General features: G+C 37.3%; 17 protein-coding genes. 10 read left to right on the forward strand and 7 right to left on the reverse strand.

Going from position 1 to position 19,026, the window contains the following annotated elements; all coding sequences use genetic code 11:
* Positions 1–9 precede the first annotated feature (9 nt).
* Positions 10–858 (reverse strand): GNAT family N-acetyltransferase, encoded by an 849-nt coding sequence (locus FS486_RS07515; protein WP_144510721.1) that lies wholly within the window; start codon positions 856–858, stop codon positions 10–12.
* Between the two features lie 69 nt (positions 859–927).
* Between FS486_RS07515 and aroD the strand changes: the two genes are divergently transcribed.
* On the forward strand, positions 928–1,680 hold the full coding sequence (gene aroD / locus FS486_RS07520) for a type I 3-dehydroquinate dehydratase (protein ID WP_144510722.1): 753 nt from the start codon (positions 928–930) through the stop codon (positions 1,678–1,680).
* 37 nt (positions 1,681–1,717) lie between these two features.
* Here the strand turns inward: aroD and FS486_RS07525 are convergent, their stop codons facing one another.
* Genes FS486_RS07525 through FS486_RS07535 form a run of 3 tightly spaced genes read right to left on the reverse strand, consistent with a single transcriptional unit; the run spans position 1,718 to position 3,231 of the window.
* Positions 1,718–2,179 (reverse strand): GNAT family N-acetyltransferase, encoded by a 462-nt coding sequence (locus FS486_RS07525; RefSeq protein WP_144510723.1) that lies wholly within the window; start codon positions 2,177–2,179, stop codon positions 1,718–1,720.
* Complete coding sequence (locus FS486_RS07530; protein ID WP_144510724.1) at positions 2,166–2,672, reverse strand: methylated-DNA--[protein]-cysteine S-methyltransferase; 507 nt, start codon at positions 2,670–2,672, stop codon at positions 2,166–2,168. Before FS486_RS07530 ends, FS486_RS07525 begins: the two co-directional genes overlap by 14 nt.
* A complete protein-coding gene (locus tag FS486_RS07535) occupies positions 2,665–3,231 on the reverse strand; it encodes a bifunctional transcriptional activator/DNA repair enzyme AdaA (protein ID WP_144510725.1) in 567 nt (188 codons plus the stop codon). Before FS486_RS07535 ends, FS486_RS07530 begins: the two co-directional genes overlap by 8 nt.
* Positions 3,232–3,349: 118 nt before the next feature.
* On the opposite strand from FS486_RS07535, the gene FS486_RS07540 reads away from it, so the two are divergent.
* Complete coding sequence (locus FS486_RS07540; protein ID WP_144510726.1) at positions 3,350–4,252, forward strand: DNA-3-methyladenine glycosylase family protein; 903 nt, start codon at positions 3,350–3,352, stop codon at positions 4,250–4,252.
* Between the two features lie 83 nt (positions 4,253–4,335).
* Here the strand turns inward: FS486_RS07540 and FS486_RS07545 are convergent, their stop codons facing one another.
* Positions 4,336–5,766: a stalk domain-containing protein gene (locus FS486_RS07545; protein ID WP_144510727.1), complete on the reverse strand. Its 1,431-nt coding sequence runs from the start codon at positions 5,764–5,766 to the stop codon at positions 4,336–4,338.
* Positions 5,767–5,905: 139 nt separating this feature from the next.
* Here FS486_RS07545 and FS486_RS07550 point away from each other — a divergent pair, with 139 nt between their 5' ends.
* From FS486_RS07550 to asnB, 3 genes are all read left to right on the forward strand, one after another.
* Positions 5,906–6,805 (forward strand): ABC transporter ATP-binding protein, encoded by a 900-nt coding sequence (locus FS486_RS07550; RefSeq protein ID WP_144510728.1) that lies wholly within the window; start codon positions 5,906–5,908, stop codon positions 6,803–6,805.
* Complete coding sequence (locus FS486_RS07555) at positions 6,798–8,036, forward strand: ABC transporter permease (RefSeq protein WP_144510729.1); 1,239 nt, start codon at positions 6,798–6,800, stop codon at positions 8,034–8,036. The genes FS486_RS07550 and FS486_RS07555 overlap by 8 nt, the downstream gene beginning before the upstream one ends.
* 213 nt (positions 8,037–8,249) lie before the next feature.
* Positions 8,250–10,094: an asparagine synthase (glutamine-hydrolyzing) gene (asnB, locus tag FS486_RS07560; RefSeq protein WP_144510730.1), complete on the forward strand. Its 1,845-nt coding sequence runs from the start codon at positions 8,250–8,252 to the stop codon at positions 10,092–10,094.
* Positions 10,095–10,183: 89 nt separating this feature from the next.
* Here the strand turns inward: asnB and FS486_RS07565 are convergent, their stop codons facing one another.
* Together FS486_RS07565 and dapD are read right to left on the reverse strand one after the other, a co-directional pair.
* Positions 10,184–11,308, reverse strand: a complete 1,125-nt coding sequence (locus tag FS486_RS07565) for an N-acetyldiaminopimelate deacetylase (protein WP_144510731.1) — start codon at positions 11,306–11,308, stop codon at positions 10,184–10,186.
* An 11-nt stretch (positions 11,309–11,319) separates the two neighbouring features.
* Positions 11,320–12,033 (reverse strand): 2,3,4,5-tetrahydropyridine-2,6-dicarboxylate N-acetyltransferase, encoded by a 714-nt coding sequence (dapD, locus tag FS486_RS07570; RefSeq protein ID WP_144510732.1) that lies wholly within the window; start codon positions 12,031–12,033, stop codon positions 11,320–11,322.
* Between the two features lie 302 nt (positions 12,034–12,335).
* Between dapD and FS486_RS07575 the strand changes: the two genes are divergently transcribed.
* The 5 genes from FS486_RS07575 (at position 12,336) to abc-f (ending at position 18,941) form a co-directional block, all read left to right on the forward strand.
* Positions 12,336–13,334 (forward strand): TAXI family TRAP transporter solute-binding subunit, encoded by a 999-nt coding sequence (locus FS486_RS07575; protein ID WP_260858056.1) that lies wholly within the window; start codon positions 12,336–12,338, stop codon positions 13,332–13,334.
* A gap of 37 nt (positions 13,335–13,371) precedes the next feature.
* Positions 13,372–15,342 (forward strand): TRAP transporter permease, encoded by a 1,971-nt coding sequence (locus tag FS486_RS07580; protein WP_144510733.1) that lies wholly within the window; start codon positions 13,372–13,374, stop codon positions 15,340–15,342.
* Between the two features lie 105 nt (positions 15,343–15,447).
* Entirely contained in the window at positions 15,448–16,260 is an 813-nt protein-coding gene (locus tag FS486_RS07585; protein WP_144510734.1) for an ATP-binding cassette domain-containing protein, read from the forward strand.
* Between the two features lie 2 nt (positions 16,261–16,262).
* On the forward strand, positions 16,263–16,967 hold the full coding sequence (locus tag FS486_RS07590) for a hypothetical protein (RefSeq protein WP_144510735.1): 705 nt from the start codon (positions 16,263–16,265) through the stop codon (positions 16,965–16,967).
* Positions 16,968–17,285: 318 nt separating this feature from the next.
* A complete protein-coding gene (gene abc-f, locus FS486_RS07595) occupies positions 17,286–18,941 on the forward strand; it encodes a ribosomal protection-like ABC-F family protein (protein ID WP_144510736.1) in 1,656 nt (551 codons plus the stop codon).
* Positions 18,942–19,026: the final 85 nt, after the last annotated feature.

Consider the following 19,026-nt stretch of genomic DNA (forward strand, 5'->3'; position numbering starts at 1 on the left):
TAAATATTATTATTTCTCAATCCCCAAATGTACTGAATCAATCAATTTCTGATAGCCGATCTCTTGATATATTTTGTTAGAAGTAGGGTTTAGCATATCTGTGTAAAGGACACAGAATTGAAATTCTTTCAGTAACTCCCTGCTCCCCGCTGCTACCATTGTGCGTGCGTATCCTTTTTTCCGTTCTTCTTTTGGTGTAAATACGAGTGAAACGGTTACACCATTTGCTGTAGGTCTTGCTTTCTTCATCATTGATACAATCTTCCCCTCGTTCTCCCAAAGGAAAACTTCCTTTGCATCGAGCATTGCTTTTACACGTTTCTTGATCTCCAAAGGCAATGTTCTAGGAAGTGCTGTGTCTTCTTCGAAAAGGCTATACCATTTTTCGATAAGCACTCCATCTTCGTCCGTTGCATAACGCCATGTCCCTGGACTCATTTCAAGCGATTCAACTACCTTATCTAGACGATATAACCCCTGATCCATTAGAACAGAAAAACGTTGACCTGTTTTTTCTTTCCATTTATCTGCAAACGCATATGCCCATTCCTTTACACTGATGATGGAATGGATAGGAATAGCCCTTTTCACTAACTCATTAATACTTAAAGCAATGCTGTCCTCCATTCTATTTTCTCGCACGAAAATAATATTGAGCGGATGTGGTGGTGTCATTTGGAAAATGGCTAGCAATTCCCCTTCCTCTTCGATTGTTGCCATAAACGGTGTTTCATATTGCCCCTCTATGATTCTATGTAGAACCCCTAAAAACAAACTAAATTTATCCTCGTTTTTTTCTAAAAAAGGTGTCACTATTCGAGCGAAGTCTTGTACGTTTTCATATTGCTGAAAATTCATATTATTGCCCCCTATTTATTCTTTGTATGTTACTATAACTTAAAATACAGTTAGAAGGGAGCCCTTTTTATGAAAATTGTTTCTATTCGGGATATTCATATTGGAGAAGGCATTCCAAAAGTAATTGTTCCACTTATAGGTAAGAACCTAGATGAGCTACTTGCAGAGATGAAAATCATTAAACAAGCAGGACCCGATATAGTGGAGTGGCGTGTTGATGTGCTAGAAGAAGTAGAAAATTTAGAAATTGTGAAAAAGACACTTTCGACTATTCGGAAAACCTTATTTCCTATCCCTCTTTTATTCACATTTAGAAGTTCTCGTGAAGGTGGAAATAAAGAAATTGAGGACACATACTATACAAAACTTTTAAAAGAAGTGATACAAACAAAAGAGATAGATTTAGTAGATGTGGAACTATTTTCTTCCGATGTAATTGAAATTGTCGCGACTGCTAAAACTTATAATGTTTTTGTCGTTATGTCTAATCATGATTTTGAAAAAACACCTGTAAAAGAAGAAATAATTTGGAGATTAAGAAGAATGCAGGAACTTGGTGCACATATTCCTAAAATAGCGGTGATGCCTAAACTTCCGACAGATGTGCTAACACTACTTGATGCAACCTATACGATGCATTCCCTTTATGCAGACCGACCAATTATTACAATGTCGATGACATCAACGGGAGTTATTAGCAGATTAGTTGGAGAGGTTTTTGGGTCCGCTGCAACATTTGGAGCCGGAATGGAAGCATCTGCTCCTGGACAAATACCAGCGAGTAATCTGAAAGAAATCCTAGAAGTTTTACATAACAACTAAAACAATGAAGCTGTCCATAAACTGGATAGCTTCATTTTTACAATTCCTGTTTGAGTCGAATCATATCAACACATGCAATGCCGTTTTCTATAATTTCCTCCTCATAATGAATGGTAAAAAAGTCTTTATCTACACCATAGATGCGAAAACCACATTTTTGATACAAGCCAAGCTGACTAATACTTGAATTGCCAGTTCCTACTTCGATTATTTTAAACTCTTTTTTCCTTGCTTTTTGAATTGCATCTAACACAAGCGTCTTGCCCATTCCTCTCCCTTGATGATGTTCCGCGATAGCTATATTCACAAGTTCTACTGTATCTGGCCTAGTTGGCAGTAAAACATACACGCCAATTGTTTCTCCATTAGTCTCTGCAATATAACATTGTCCCCGTTTTAAATATTGCTTGATGAGTTTTTCGGAAGGATCAGCCAGAAGTAATAATTCCATTGGATATGCTTCTTCTATTCGACTTATTTTCACTTTAGATTTCTCCATTCTCTAATGCTAATAGCCTTTCTTTCATTTCTAACCCCCCACGATAACCTGTTAGCGCTCCATTTTTCGCTACTACACGATGACATGGAACAGTTAAAAGTACTGGGTTTGCACCGATTGCTGCGCCCACTGCACGAACAGCTGCTGGATTGTTGATAAGCTGCGCAATTTGTAGATAGGTTTTCTTCTCACCGTAAGGAATTTTCATAAGGGCATCCCAAATTGCTAATTGAAACTCTGTACCTTTTAATTCCATTGGGATTGTAAATTTCCGAAGTGTACCGTCTAGATATTCCTTTATTTCTTTTGTGTATGGAGCTAGTGCTTCTTTATTTTCTACTATTTCATGTTGAGGGAAACGTTTTTTTATCCATGCTTCCATCTCTTCATAATGCTTATTTTGGGACCCTACATAGCATAAGCCATTTTCCGTTGTTGCTATATGAAGCCTCCATTCGTTATGTAAGAAAAGTGTCCAGTATATTTTATTCATTTGTGTTGTCCTCCTTTTTTCTATACTTACTGGGTGTGTGGCCTGTCTTCTTTTTAAATAATGTGATGAAATATGGAATATTGTGCATTCCTATTGCTGAACCTATTTCTTCCAAGGATTTGTCTGTTTTTATTAGTAATTCTTTTGCTTTTTCTATTCTAATTTGCTGCAAATACTCAACAGGTGAAATTTCTAAAACCTTTTTAAATGTCCTTTGCAAATGATAGGGGCTACCATGGCATATATGTGCAAGATGATTTAGCGTTAAAGGCTCATTTAAGTGCTTGTCCATATACACTTTAATCTGTTGAACCCATTCCTCGTATGGTAATTTTGTACCAGTGGGTTTACAACGTTTACATGGTCTATAACCTGCCCTTATCGCATCATTTGCTTCTAGATAGATTTGTACATGTTCTTTTTTGGGAGGACGCGATTTACAAGAAGGCCTACAAAATATACCTGTCGATTTGACAGCATAAAAAAACAACGTATCAAATCGTTTATCATTTTGTAGAATTGCTACCCACTGCTCGTCGGATATTTTTTCACTGTGCATCCTATCACCTCTGCCTTTATTATACGTTTATCTACTGAACAATTGCAGTTTTCAAGTCGTAATAGCAAGATAACGAAACTTTTTATGCTTATAATGAAATGAAGGGGAGGGTTTAAAAATGACCTGGAAGAAACAAGGAGATCATATTATTTTATCCGTACCATCTGATTTTAGTTTTACACAAAATCTCCACTATTTAAAAAGATCCACGAATGAATGTCTATTCCACATTCAGAATAATAAAGTTAGAAAAGCAATTACTGTAGGTGAATATACAACACTTGTAGAAATTAGCGAACGGGACGACCATACATTGGCGATAAGATTTTTAGTAGATGGACCATGTCCAGAAGAACAAGTCGTTGCTTATATAATCGATTGGTTTGATTTGAAAACAGTAATACAACCATTTTACAATATGGCTAAAAATGATGATGTTCTTCAACAGTCAGTTATTGAATTTTATGGTCTTCGAATTATGGGAATTCCAGATCTATTCGAGGCAATGGCTTGGGGAATTCTTGGACAACAAATTAATCTAACCTATGCATACACGCTCAAGAGACGTCTTGTTGAAAAATTTGGACAATCAATCGAATTCGAAGGTCAGCAGTACTGGGTGTTTCCAAAGCCACATGATATCTCAAAGCTTACCGTAGAAGATTTAGTAGAGTTAAAAATGACAGTAAAGAAATGTGAATACTTAATAGATGTGGCGAGTCAGATTGCCAATGGCTCTCTCACAAAAGAAATGTTGCTAGATACGAATGATATAAAAATAGCAGAAAAAATATTGACGAATATACGAGGAATTGGCCCGTGGACAGCAAATTATGTATTAATGAGATGTGTAAGATTTGCTTCCGCTTTCCCAATCGATGATGTGGGCTTACATAATGCCATAAAGCATGTGATAGGTTCTGAGCAAAAGCCATCCAAGGATAAAATAATCCAACTTTCTCAGCATTGGAAGGGATGGGAGGCATATGCTACTTTCTATTTATGGAGATTTTTATATTGAGAATGAAAGCCCCTTTTGGGTGAAAAGGGGCTTTCTAGGTTTTGGTTGTTATGATCGTTGTTTATATAAAAATAAATGGTTATTTAAGGAAGCAGCACTTCTAAAATATCCTCAGATACATATGTTACATTGTTATGAAGTACTGGTTTTTCTGCAAATTGTCGTAAACTTCGATTGTAGCTATACATTTTTTCATCACGAGTAATGATAAGTGAACTGTTTCCTCGTTTTAAGAAGGTACCATAGTTTTTGGAATACGATAATACTTCAAAGCCCAGTTCTTCTGCAACTTTTCGTAGTGGAATCATTTTCGTTCCATTTTTCATAAAATGGTCTTTTTCAATAATGCGTTGAACTTCCTCCATTTCTGGTGAAAGATTGTTTAGCGCAATAATTTTGGTTGGCGGTGTTTGGGCTGGAATGCTCATCGTTGTTATCGAATAAAATACAACCAATTCTTTGCCGTGAAGGTCAGCCAGTTCAATTTTTTCGCCTTTTTCATTCAGTAAAATTGTTTCTTTTCCAATGTTTAGTTTAAGCTCTTTATCTAAGCTTAGAAATTCATCATCAAATTTAGATACTTTAACAGATCCCATCTGTTCTGTATTGTGCACAATGACTAGCTCTGGTGTGATTCGTGCAGGGTAAATCGCAAGCATCGGCTTGTTTTTCTCATAGTATGCGTCTATGCGCTGCCCTTTTTTGAAAGAATCTTTTTTTACTTCTTTTGTTGTTCCACTATTAAATAACATCGTATTGTTATCGATTATAAAAATGGTCGTAAGCGGTTCCTCTTCTTCCGTTTCTACTGTGAGGGTCACTTTCCCATCTTTTGAAGATACTTCTTTAATTACCCCCGAGTTTTGCATAAAGTTTGTTGAATCTTCCTGTGATTGGTCCCCAATTGCTACAACTTTACTTGGTGATGTTTGTGCAGGAATACTTCTTGTTGAAATAGTATAAAATACAACTAGTTCTTTTCCCTTTAAATCCTCTTGCGTTATTTTTTCACCTTGTTCATTCACCAAAACCGATTCTTTTCCTATATTTAGTTTTAGTTCATTGTCTAAACTAATTAATTCATCGTTGAACTTTCCAACTTTAACGGAACCAATGTTTTTGGAATCATGCACAATGACTAATTCTGGTGAAAATTGGGGTGGGTAAATCATAATCATTGGTTTGTTTTTGTCATAGTATGCATCAATTCGTTGTCCTTTTTTAAATCCTTCTTTTTCTACTGACTCTGTCGTTTCGCTATTGTAAATAAGCGTTTCATTAGTCATTTTTAAAATAGTAACTTGTGGTTCTTTTTCTTCTGATTCAACTATCAATGTCGTTTCGTCATTTTTCGTTTCAATATCTTTGACCACTCCAGAAAGTTTCATGAAATTGGAAGTGTCTTTTTGTTCCACTGACTTCTCGTCTCCACTTTGCGCATTGGCGGCAATCGGCTGATTGTATACAAGCCCTGCCATTAGTAATACAGCTGCAAATAAGCTTAGTTTTTTCATCGTATCTCTCCTTTTTCTTACCGTTCATTGGATTTGACGTCCAACCCAGGAAAACGTTACATAAAAAAATGAAACATTATCCATATTGTTTTCGTACAGAGTAGAGTGAAAAGAAATAATAATAGATGGGAGTATACATATGACATTGTCTATTAATCAAGTGACAAAAAGGTATCAAGACTTTGTAGCAGTTGATAATTTGTCCTTTACGATTGAAAGAGGAGAAATCTTTGGGCTAATCGGCCAAAATGGCGCTGGTAAAACAACAACGTTCCGTATGATTTTAGATCTTCAAGAAACAACAGAAGGAACAATTATGTGGAACGGGAAGCCTATCAATTCGATTAACCGTGATATTTTGGGCTATTTACCTGAGGAGCGAGGTATTTTCCCTGCAATGACAGTGGAGGACCAGCTGTATTTCTTTGGTGAATTACGTGGAAGGCTTAGAAAAGAATTAAAAAAGGAAGTAGATTACTGGATTGATCGTTTCCAATTAGAAGAAAAGCGGAAATCCAAAGCGGAAACTTTATCAAAAGGAAATCAGCAAAAAGTTCAGCTTATAGCAAGTTTTATCCACCAGCCAGAGTTTCTCATTTTAGATGAGCCGTTTAGTGGATTAGATCCGGTTAATATGGACTTATTAAAAAATGCTATTTTGGAGTTAAAGGATAATGGGACGACTATTTTATTTTCTAGTCATCAAATGGATAATGTAGAAGAGCTTTGTGATCATTTATGTTTGTTAAAACGAGGTGTCTCTTTATTTTCAGGTAGTTTATTAGATTTAAAGAAGCAGTATGGGAAAACAAAATTAACAATTCGGACGGAAGTACCATACGAAACACTTGGAAAATTGGATGGTGTGAAGGATATACAGATGGGGAAAGACCAGTACATCTTAACACTAGAAAACGAATCGTATGCACAATCCATTTTCGACTTTGTATCTAATGGAAAATATATCGAGAAATTCAGTTTAGATTATTTGTCGTTAGATGAAATCTTCAAAGACAAGGTTGGTGGTTCGAATGTCTAAGTTTTGGTTACTTGTTAATCAATTATACAAACAAAAGGTAAAAGCCAAATCATTTATTTTTTCTATTATTCTTTATGTCGCTGTAATCAGTGGTGTTATGTTCTGGTCTGATATTAAGGATGCCTTTTTCCAGGATGAACCACTACAAATCGCTATTATTAATGAAACGGATGCAGAGATTGAAGAGATTTTTGAAACCACCAGCGATATAGAATTCTCGTTTCCATCTGCTGAGAAAACCGAAATAGAAAAACAGGTTGTAGATGGTGATTATGCAGCAGTTGTTTTCGTCAAGGACCAAAACAACTCACTGGCGGCAGAAATTGCCACATTTGAACCACTTAACTTCAATGATCAGCTAAGTATCTCTTCAACTTTGCAATATGCAGGTAAAATTTATGAAGTACAACAACTGAACTTAACCGCAGAGCAGGCAGAGAAAATTCTGCAATCGGAAACTACTATTTCCACAAAGAATCTTAATGAACAATCCTCTAGCGGAAAAAGTGAAGATGAAAAAGCTGCAGGAATCGGTGCTTCCTTCCTAGTAGGTTTCTTGATCTACTCATTTGTAATGACATTCTTATCGATGATCACCACAGATGTGGCTTCTGAGAAGGGATCACGGGTTTTAGAAGTATTACTTGCAAGTGTGAAACCATCTACACACTTTATGGCGAAATTGACAGGAACATTTTTACTTGCACTAACTCAAATCGGGGCATTGTTACTTGTTCAAAGCTTGTTGTTTATGTTCATTGATGGTGGATCAAAATGGGATGCCGTAGTCAAGATAGCCAATGAGTTATCATTTGGTTATATTGGATATGCCATAGCATTTTTGTTATTAACCATTATTCTTTATTTAATACTTGGTGCACTACTTGGCTCACTTGTTTCCAAAGTAGAAGAGTCCAGTCAAGCCATGATGCCTGCGATGATGGTTGGGATCATTGGTTTCTATGTGCTAATTTCAGGTATGGCCAGTCCTGATACAATTCTTATCAAAGTATTTTCATACATCCCCTTCACATCCGGGATGGTAATGCCTCTTCGGATTGGAGCAACAGACATTGCTTCATTCGCACCAATTGTATCAATGCTAGTACTAATCGGCACAGTCATTTTAATGTTCTTACTAAGCCTATCTTTCTACAAACGTAGCGTCTTAACTTATAGCTCAGGCGGCATTATCCAAAAAATTAAAACCGTGCTTAAAGTGACAACTTAAGACTAGTTTGCTTGCTCCGGCAACTACTAAATTAGCACTTAACTTCATGGAAACAATCGGGAAGATCGTCTTCCCGATTGTTTTTTTGTTCATTTATTACAGGACTGGTGCTTGGCATCAGTCCTGTAATATTTATCGATGCTTAAGCATAGGTATGCACCAAGATGGTAGTTTCTTGCATAAAATGATTCATGATAGAAAGGATGCGGATATATGTGTGGAATAACAGGGTGGATTCACTTCGCTAAGAATTTACGTAATGAGATGCCTATTGTTGAAAAAATGTCAAAGACATTAAGTAAGCGTGGACCGGATGACCATAACATTTGGAGCACTACTCATGCTCTGCTTGGCCATCGTCGTTTAACGGTAGTCGATCCAATAGGTGGAAAGCAGCCAATGACAAAAAGTCTCCAATCTAACCAATATACACTTTCGTATAATGGAGAGTTATATAATACAGAAGAACTTCGGAAGGAATTATTAAAACGGGGTCATTCTTTTTCGGGACATTCAGATACAGAAGTATTGTTAACCTCTTATATAGAATGGAAAGAAAAATGTATAGATTATTTCAATGGCATTTTTGCTTTTGCCATCTGGGATGAACAAGAACAAAAGGTATTTATCGCGAGAGATCGCCTTGGGGTTAAGCCGTTATTTTATAGTGAAAGAAATGGTGGCTTTCTTTTTGGTTCGGAGTTAAAGGCGCTTCTCGCCCACCCAAATATTCCTGCAAATATAAATCGGGAAGGATTAGCCGAGATAATCGGCTTAGGCCCATCACGTACCCCAGGTTCAGGTGTGTATGAAGGGATCCATGAATTACGTCCTGCCCATGCACTTACTTTTTCTAAAAATGGTCTGCACATTTGGCGCTATTGGAATGTTCAAAGCTCATCTCATACGGACTCTTTGGAAGAAACTGCAGAGAAAGTTCGCTATTTAGTTTCGGATGCCGTAGAAAGACAGCTAGTATCAGATGTGCCTCTTTGCACATTCCTCTCTGGAGGTTTAGATTCAAGCATTATAACGGCAATCGCCTTAGAAGCTTTCGCTCAAAATTCAAAAGGCCCTCTCCACACTTACTCGATCGATTATGAAAATAATAACAAACACTTCAAAGGGAACACCTTTCAACCATCGGATGACCAGCCATGGATTCAAAAAGTATCAAGTAAGCTAAATACCCTTCACCACCATTCAGTTATTAGCCAAGATGAATTAGCCCGCTATTTAACCGAAGCTGTACATGTTCGAGACCTTCCCGGAATGGCTGATATCGACTCTTCTTTACTTTGGTTCTGTAGGCAAATAAAACAAGACTTCACTGTAGGACTGTCAGGAGAATGTGCCGATGAAATTTTCGGGGGCTATCCTTGGTTTCACCAAGTTGCTACCGCCGAAAAAGGATTTCCTTGGATTCGCTCGATCAATGAAAGATTTATGTTACTAAACGATAACTGGCAAAAGAAACTCGCTATTAACGAATACGTTCAACATGCATATGATACAACAATTTCGGAAACTCCCCGATTAGAAGGAGAATCAGAAATCGCTGCAAAACGACGTGAGTTATTCTACTTGAATATGACTTGGTTTATGACGACATTATTGGATCGCAAAGACCGCATGAGTATGGGAGCTAGTTTGGAGGTAAGGGTACCATTTGCGGATCATCGATTAGTTGAGTACGCGTGGAACATTCCGTGGGATTTTAAAATGGTTGGCAATCAAGAAAAAGGAATTTTAAGAAAAGCGTTTCAAGAAAAGCTCCCATATGATGTGCTCTACCGAAAAAAAAGCCCTTATCCTAAAACACATAATCCAGTTTATACAGAGCACATTCAAAACATGTTAAAAGAACAAACCAAAGACAAAAATTCAATTCTTCATGAGCTATTCCATGCTAGACGACTCACCGAACTTATTGAATCCAATGGAGACACCTTTAAAATACCTTGGTTTGGCCAATTAATGTCTGGTCCTCAGCTTCTAGCTTATTTAGCACAAATACACATTTGGTTTAAGGATTATAACGTACAACTTGTAGATTAATAGCTAAGAAACTGATAAATGAGTAAGGATTTATTGCACCATAAAAAAGGAAGGGGTCATCCTCCGTAATCTGATGACTCCTTCTGTTATTACGAGGAAAGTGTCCGAAAATATGATTCAACAAACGGAACAAGATAGTCGATAATTGTTTCATCTGGATTCAATTTTGCATGATGTAGTCCAAAAGAAGAGTCTACTCCAGCCCAAAATAATACTCCTGGAATTTCTTGTAGAAAATAGCCGAAATCTTCTCCAGTCATTGCTGCATCACATACGATTACTTGAGTCGACTTTTCTTGTTTAGCAAATGTTAAAAATTCATGCGTCAACGTTTCATCATTTTTTACTTGATAATATGACGAACCATAATCGATACGAATGTCACAATCAAAAGCTATTTCCGTGGCACGGCAAAATGCCTCCACTTTTTCTTTTATTATCATCATTGTGGCAGCATCCATCGTACGAATGGTTCCTTCTAAACGAGCGTTACCCGAGATAATATTCTGTACAGTACCAGATGACATTTTGCCAATTGTTAAAACTGCTGGTTCCATTGGGTTTACCCCTCTACTCACAATCGTTTGTAACTGTAATAAAAGAGTAGCTGCCGCAATAGACATATCTTTTGCCTGATGCGGGAAAGCAGCGTGACCTTCCTTCCCTTCTAATTCAACAAACAACTCCGAAGTATTGGCAAATAACAAACCTGGACGAGTTGCAATTGTTCCTACGGGATACTCAGGCGCAATATGAAACGCAAATATTTTATCCGGTATGAGTTCTGGATGCTCACTTTTCAGCCACTCCCTCATCGGTAATGCTCCACCAGGGCCTTCTTCCGCGGGCTGAAAAATAATTACTACATGATCATTTATTGGATTTTCCACAAGCTTTCTAAGCAAACCTAATGCCACCGTCATATGTATGTCGTGTCCGCATGCATGCATTCTTCCCTCATGCTCCGATTTGAAAGGAAGGCCAGTTGCTTCAGTTATTGGCAGACCATCCATATCTGTTCGCCATCCAAGGGTCTTCTTAGCTTGCGCTCCCTTCACTTTCACAATAATACCAGTTTTCCACGTAACTATTTCTAACTTTTCTTGTGGAAGTGCATAAATTTGTTCTAATAAATACGAGTGTGTTTTCACTTCTTTAAAACCCAATTCTGGTATACGGTGCAGGTCTCTCCTTATTTCTACTAATGATTTCATGATGCACCTTCTTACAGTTGACGTAGTTCTTGCATAATTTCTGTTTTAGATCGAGTTTGATCATCAATTTCTTTAACTACTTTGGCTGGCGTTCCTGCAACTACTGTATAGGCTGGAACATCCTTTGTCACAACTGCACCTGCTGCCACAACTGCACCTTTTCCAACTCTACATCCTTCTAACACAACAGCATTCGCACCGATCAAAACATCATCCTCTATAATAACAGGAGTTGCAGAAGGAGGTTCAATAACACCTGCAAGTACGGCCCCTGCCCCAATATGACAGTTTTTCCCGACTGTCGCACGTCCACCAAGAATTGCCCCCATGTCAATCATCGAACCTTCACCAATTACAGCTCCAATGTTAATAACGGCTCCTAGCATAATGATTGCATTATCTCCAATACTTACTTGATCACGAATAATGGCACCCGGTTCAATACGTGCATTAATTCCCTTTAAGTCTAATAGTGGGATAGCAGAATTCCTGCTTTCATTTTCCACTACTGCATCTTCGATTAAATCTTCATTGTTATTCAATACGGGCTCAATCTCAGACCATTCCCCAAATAGAACAAGTGAATTTCCTTCTCCGAACACTTTTGTATTTTCACCAAAATAAAGTTGATCGATCCCTTGCCCTTTTATGTACACTTTTACTTGTGTCGATTTTTTTGCATGTTGAATATACGAGATGATTTCATACGCGTCCAATTGTTTCATCCTCCACATACCTCCTCCAAAAATATGTGATAATTGTACAGGAATTTTTATTAAAAATCACGAATTTAAATACATTTTTTGATATTTAATTCAAGAAAAAGTTATTTTTTCATGTAAAAATCGACGTATTTTGTCTAACAATCGGAGAATTCAGAGAAAGCATTGTAAATAACATTAGTAAAAGTATAATAATGTTAATCTTCTATTAGAAACGCAACTACTACAACTCGGAAAACTAATTACCGGCAAATGAAAGCGCTATCAGATGGGAGAAAACAATAACTATTTTTGGGGGGAGAAAGTTGAAGAAGAATTTATTCGGATTTATGACTGTACTTCTCGGCATGATGTTATTAACAACTGCATGTAGTGAAGGCAAGACAAACATTGCTATAGGGCCTCCTGCAAGTGAAACGAATTCTGTTTCCAAAACCATCTTAGGTGCCTATGGTCTTGAAGAAGGGGATTACAAAGAATACCAAGAAGGGTTTGGGGATGCTGCTGATGGTGTACAAGATGGAAACATCGACATTTCAATTGGAATCTTAGGACTTCCGGCTGCAAGTATTGAAAGTTTACAAGCATCAGTTGGAGATGTTGTCATGATAAGCCTGTCTGATGAAGCTATTGCAAAAATAGAAGAAACCAGTGGATACAGACGACATACGATTCCAAAAGACACATACGATTTTCTAGAATCCGATGTCCAAACGGTTACAGCATACGCCATTCTAATGGGTAGCACCGACACAATCGATGATGAACTTGGATATGAACTTGCAAAGACTATGATTGAAAAGGCAAGTGAAAATACACATGCTCAAGCAAAACAAATGATTTTAGAAAATGCACTTCGTGGTTCGGAAAATCTTCCAATTCATCCAGGGGCTAAGCGTTATTATGAAGAACAAGGCATAACTGTAGATAATCCGGTCGCTAAACTTACCGCGGATAAAAGTACCCGTAAAAGTGAACTTATACTAGGTACGGGTAGCCAAGGGGGAACTTACTATCCACTTGGAGGTGAAATGGCAAGCATTTGGAATAAATACATTGAGGGTGTCAACGTGACAAACACAGAAACAGGAGCCTCTGTAGAAAACTTATCGAGTATCCGAGATGGACACATGGATCTAGGAATGAGCGTGCATGTTCCTGCATTACAAGCTGTGAACGGTGAAGCAGCATTTGAAGGGAATGAAGTTCCGAACGCAGCATTTATTGGTCATATTTATCCTGAAGTTATCCAAATTGTTACACGTGAAAGTGTGGGAATTAAGAGCTTCGATGATTTGAAGTAGTATTTAAGATGTCTGATTTTGAAAGAGAGGTGGGCAAATGCGTGATCAGCATACGGTTGATGCACAAGAAATTTTAGAAAAATACGATAAAGAAAATCAATTTCGTACAAAAATCGGAAAATGGGCATGGGTTGTTACTTTTCTAGGTGTTTCACTTACTATATTTCATCTATATACAGCATATTTTGGTACGCTTCCCTCCCAAAAACAAGGAGCCGTTCATTTAGGTACTGCACTAGGGGTTATCTTTCTTTTATACCCAATAAAAAAAGGCATGCAAAAAGTACAGAAAACAGTTCCATGGTATGACATTTTACTTGCCTTTACTTCAATGTATGTAACGTACCATAAAATTTTATTCTTTGATTCAATCCTGCAGAGTAGGATTTCCGGATATAGCCTTCCCGATGTATTCATTTCGATTCTAGGCATAATTCTAGTACTTGAGGCTACAAGGAGAACAGTAGGCTTACCTATAGTTATTGTTGCATTTGTAGCCATCCTATATGCGGTTTTTGGAAATTTTGTTCCTACACAAATCCTATCCCATCCAGGTTTTTCAGTGGATCGAACGGCAACAACTCTTTGGTATAAAGAAAGTGGCGTATTTGGAACACCTGTACAAATCTCAGCGAAGTTTATTTTCCTTTTCCTATTTTTTGGTGTTATGCTCGTACAAACAAATATTGGGAAATTCTTTAATGACCTTGCATTCGCCTTAACTGGACGCTATACAGGAGGAACTGCGAAAACTGCTGTGGTTGCTAGTGCTTTACAAGGAACCGTTTCTGGTAGTTCAGTTGGTAATACTGTTGCAACTGGATCATTTACGATTCCCATGATGAAAAAAGCTGGTTTCAAGCCCGAATTCGCTGGTGCCACCGAAGCAGCTGCTTCAACAGGTGGGCAAATAATGCCACCAATGATGGGAGCAGCTGCATTCATAATGATGGAGTATTTGGGTGTTTCATACGGGGTCATCATGCTGGCGGCAGTCATTCCGGCTATCCTTTATTTCACAGGAATTTTTATCGGAACTCATTTTGAGGCAAAAAAATTAAAAATCTTTGGATTACCAAAGTCTCAATTACCATCCTTCCGAAAACTACTGAAAAGAAACTGGTTTATGCTTCTTCCTCTATTCGTTATTATCGGAACGATTATGTATGGGTTTACACCACAGCGGGCAGCCCTTTTTGGCATTATTACAGCATTTTTGGTTAGCCTTATCCGTAAAGAAACAAGAATGTCATTTAAACAAACAGTAAATGTCCTTGAACAAGGTACGAGAGTTGCACTACCTGTTATAGCAGCGGTAGCAACTGCCGGTGTCATTGCGGGTGTAGTGAGTATGACTGGACTCGGTTCCAAATTTGCAGCTGGAGTTATTGCACTATCCAATGGTTATTTGTTTCTTGCGCTTATCTTCACCATGATCGCTTGCCTCGTCCTAGGAATGGGTTTACCAACAACGGCAAACTACGTTGTTACAGCGACTATTGCAGCACCAGTACTTATTAACGAATTTGGTGTAGCCCCTATAGCAGCGCATATGTTTGTCTTCTATTTCGGAATTGCGGCTGATATTACGCCTCCCGTATGCCTAGCAGCTTACGCTGGGGCTGGCATTGCGGGAGCAAATCCATTTAAGACGGGCATGAATGCAGTAAAACTTGCTATTGCAGCGTTTATCGTTCCGTACATCTTCATTTATAATCCGATCTTAGTGATGGTAGATGTCGAACCATTTATGTTAGTGTTCTCAGTAATAGCTGCTCTAATCGGTATGATTGCTGTTAGTAGCTCCATGATAGGTTACTTTATTCGTAATTCGAAAATTTGGGAACGCTTTGCTCTATTTACAGCAGGTATCATGCTTATTGTACCCGAGCTTATTAGCACCCTTATAGGGGCAGTCCTGATAATAGCAATTTGGTTTATCCAAAAAAAGAGAACAGACGATGAATATAAATTGGAAAGTTCATCAGCAGGACAGCCCACCTATTAATATTAAAACTTACCAATGCCAAGGAATATTTACTTTTCCTTGGCAGTATCATTTGTTTTCCACTCCATAATATGGCAGTATTATTATAAAACAGGTCGTGGTTAAATGGGAAAAGTTATTTTCGAAACGGTAAATTTAAGTAAAGTCATAGAGGGTCATACTATTCTACGAAACGTTTCCTTTCGTTTTGAGGAAAAGTCTGCTATTGCTATTCGAGGACAAAATGGGTCTGGAAAAAGTACATTTATAAAACTCCTAGCTGGGATTTATGAACCTTCGAGCGGCAAAATCAAAAGGAATGCAAATAAGATTGGGTACGTGCCTGAACATTTTCCGGAGAATCTGAGATTTAAACTGAAGGAATACTTATTAATGATTGCCTCCTTTCACGAAATATCCATGAAGAGCATTGAATCGGAGCTTATAGAATACATACGCTTATTTGAAATAGAACCATTTATTAATACACCACTTAAATACTGCTCGAAAGGTACCAAGCAAAAGGTCGGTATCATTCAAGCCCTTCTTATGAAACCAGATGTTTTACTATTAGATGAACCACTAACTGGATTAGATCCTACCTCCCAGCAGCAGTTGATCTACCTATTACAAAAGCTGAAGAAGGAGCTAACCATTATCTTCACCACCCATGAGGACGTGATGGTCGGGACAATAGCAGATCAAGTTTTATACGTAGAATCCGGACAACTCTTATTCGATATAGAACCTAAGCAAACCAAAAAAATAATTAAAGTAGAGTTTCCCAATAAAAAGATCTTTACTGAATTAAATACAATAGATATTCATTATGAAGGTAATATAGCCCTTCTAACAGTCAATACATCTTTAAGCGATGAAATATTACTAAATTTATTAAACAAAAAATGCTCCGTACTAGAAGTAAAGGAAATGAGGTAAATATGACTGGATTTATCCGCTACCAATTTATGAGCTATATTCGTTCTTTCAAAATTATTCCTCCACTAACGCTGTTCGTTATTTGGGTTATTATTTTCTATGCTTATAGAGGATTGCCAATAATAAGCAGTTATGCAGTTACAAGTACTGTTATTTATCTAACGATTACATGGATAGCAATGAACATATTCTCAATGGAGGAAGAAACTGAAAAGCAAATGCTATTTATACAACTTGGCAACAAGAGTCGTTATTTATGGGGTAAATGGACAATTTGCTTTTTGACCTCACTCCTATTAATGTTGTTTGCTATTTCTTATCCCCTTCTCATGAGTAATTTCAAAGGAACGATACAACCAATACAAGTTCTTTTATCCGTGTACTGTCACACCTTTTTATCCGTATTCGGCATACTAGTCGGATCATTTTCCTCCATTACATCATTTACGATGAAGAAGTACACTTGGCTCATAGCAGTACTAGTAATTGTGTTAAGCATTTCTTATGAGGGTATAGTGGAAAAATTACCATTATTAAAATGGGTATTATTCATATTTCCACCCGTAGTAAATGTCATTAAATCAATGGGTGACGATGAAACAGTACATATCGGAACAGACTTTTGGATTATGTTAATATGGACAATTACTTATACCATTATTGGATTCTTTATTATTGGAAAGTTGTTCTTGAGAAAGGAAAGTTAAACTCTTCCTACGAAAAAAGTATAGTGAAGTCAGAATATATGATACAATATAAATATCAATTTTGAGGAGATGATGGGTGGACAATGGATATTTAATCTTATTTCTAAGTTGAAGTTGAATGACGAGAATTCCTCGCATTCTAAATAAAAACTTTACAAAATCGGAAATAGGATTAGTCTGCCCATTTTTCAATTAAATACGAATAGTTCTCTACAATTCTTCTTTTTTGTAGTGTTTTTTCGTATGTATTTTATGGCCAGTAATCCTTCCGATCATTTCGGAGGGATTTTTTTATTCCTCCAAAAAGGAGCGGATTATATGACACTACATGGAAAATTAATAAATATTAGTATCACATTTGGAGATAAGATTATATTGGAACAGGCAAACGCAGATATTCCAATGGGCTCTGTCATTGGCATAGTAGGAGGAAATGGTGAAGGGAAGTCTTCCTTACTTTCTATAGTAGCAAATGAGACTTATCCTTCCAGCGGTCACGTGGAATGGTTTGGGAAACCTCCTTTCGTCAGCTATTTCAAACAAGAGGATGAACAATTTAAGAAAAGGGATTTTGCAGATGATGAATGGACATATTTTAGTAAATGGTCAGTACCACAAGATCGAAAGTATGAATATTTGAGCGGTGGAGAAAAAATGAAAAGGCGACTGTCAAGTGTCTTTACCGAAAAATCTCAACTACTTCTGCTAGATGAACCAACCAATCATTTAGACCAGGAAAGTCTGTCATTCCTAAAACAACAAATACGCACCTACCCCGGAACCATTATTTTAGTATCTCATGATCGTTACTTCCTAGATGAAGTAGCTAGTTGGATTTGGGAAGTAGAAAATAAGAAACTAACCGTCTACGCTGGGAATTACACTGCGTATCGGCAAAAGAAAGAAGAGTCACGTCTAACACAACAAAGGCTTTATGATGCACAACAATCTAAAATCCAACAAGTCGAGAAACAAATATCTGAGCTTCGAAACTGGTCATCCAAAGCTCATGCAGACTCCACAAAGCATGAATTTAATAAAGAATATTACCGTGTGAAGGCAAAGAAAATGGATGTTCAAATCCGTTCTAAAAAGAAACGATTGGAACTCGAACTTTCCAAAAACTCAATTGAAAAACCAGGGGACGAAAAGGAAATCGCGTTTTCCATTGAAGGAAGCAAGAAAAAAGGGAAGCGTGTAATCGAAGCTAAAAAAGTTAGTAAAAGTTTTGACGATCAACCACTTTTCCAAAATGCATCCTTTACTATCCAATCTCAAGAAAGAATTGGAATCTTAGGATCTAACGGAAGCGGGAAATCGACATTTTTCCGTATGTTATTGGGAGAAGAAAGTACCCAAGGAGAGCTTTGGAAGTCCGAAGCAATGAATATCGGCTACTTACGTCAAACCGTCTTCGATTTGCCTGAAGAAAAAACACCTTATGAGTTTTTTGGACCGACAGATTATGAAACTCGCGGTTTAATACAAACTCTTATGATTAATTTAGGTTTTTCAAAGGAGCACTGGTCTCGTCCTATCTGTACAATGAGCATGGGTGAACGGGTAAAGCTAAAGCTAATGGAATTTATGTTAGAACAAAAAGACGTTTTGCTGCTGGATGAACCTACAAATCATTTAGACCTCCCATCACGTGAACAATTGGAGAAAACCCTGTCTACTTTTCCTGGCACCATTTTGTTAGTTACGCATGATCGTTATTTTTTAGAAAAGCTAACGAATAAACTGCTTATCTTCGAAAACAAAACCATTCGGAAAGTGGAAATGGGATACAATGAATGGATGCATAAGGACGATGAGTCCATTATTGAAAAAGAACTATTAAGCTTAGAAACCGAGCGACAAGCAGTATTAGGTAAATTAAGCTACTTGCAAAAAAACCATCCTAACTACAGCGATTTAGATCAACAATTTTTATCGCTGACAAAACAGATTAATGAACTAAAGAAAAAATAAATAGAAAACAGCTATCCAAGGAAGGATAGCTGTTTTTATCGATTTTTGTCAATTTCCCGGGAAATATAGGGAAGATTGTTTTCTC

Origin of the sequence: Bacillus sp. FJAT-22090 (assembly GCF_007676755.1) — a bacterium.
Classification (GTDB): Bacteria; Bacillota; Bacilli; order Bacillales_A; family Planococcaceae; genus Psychrobacillus.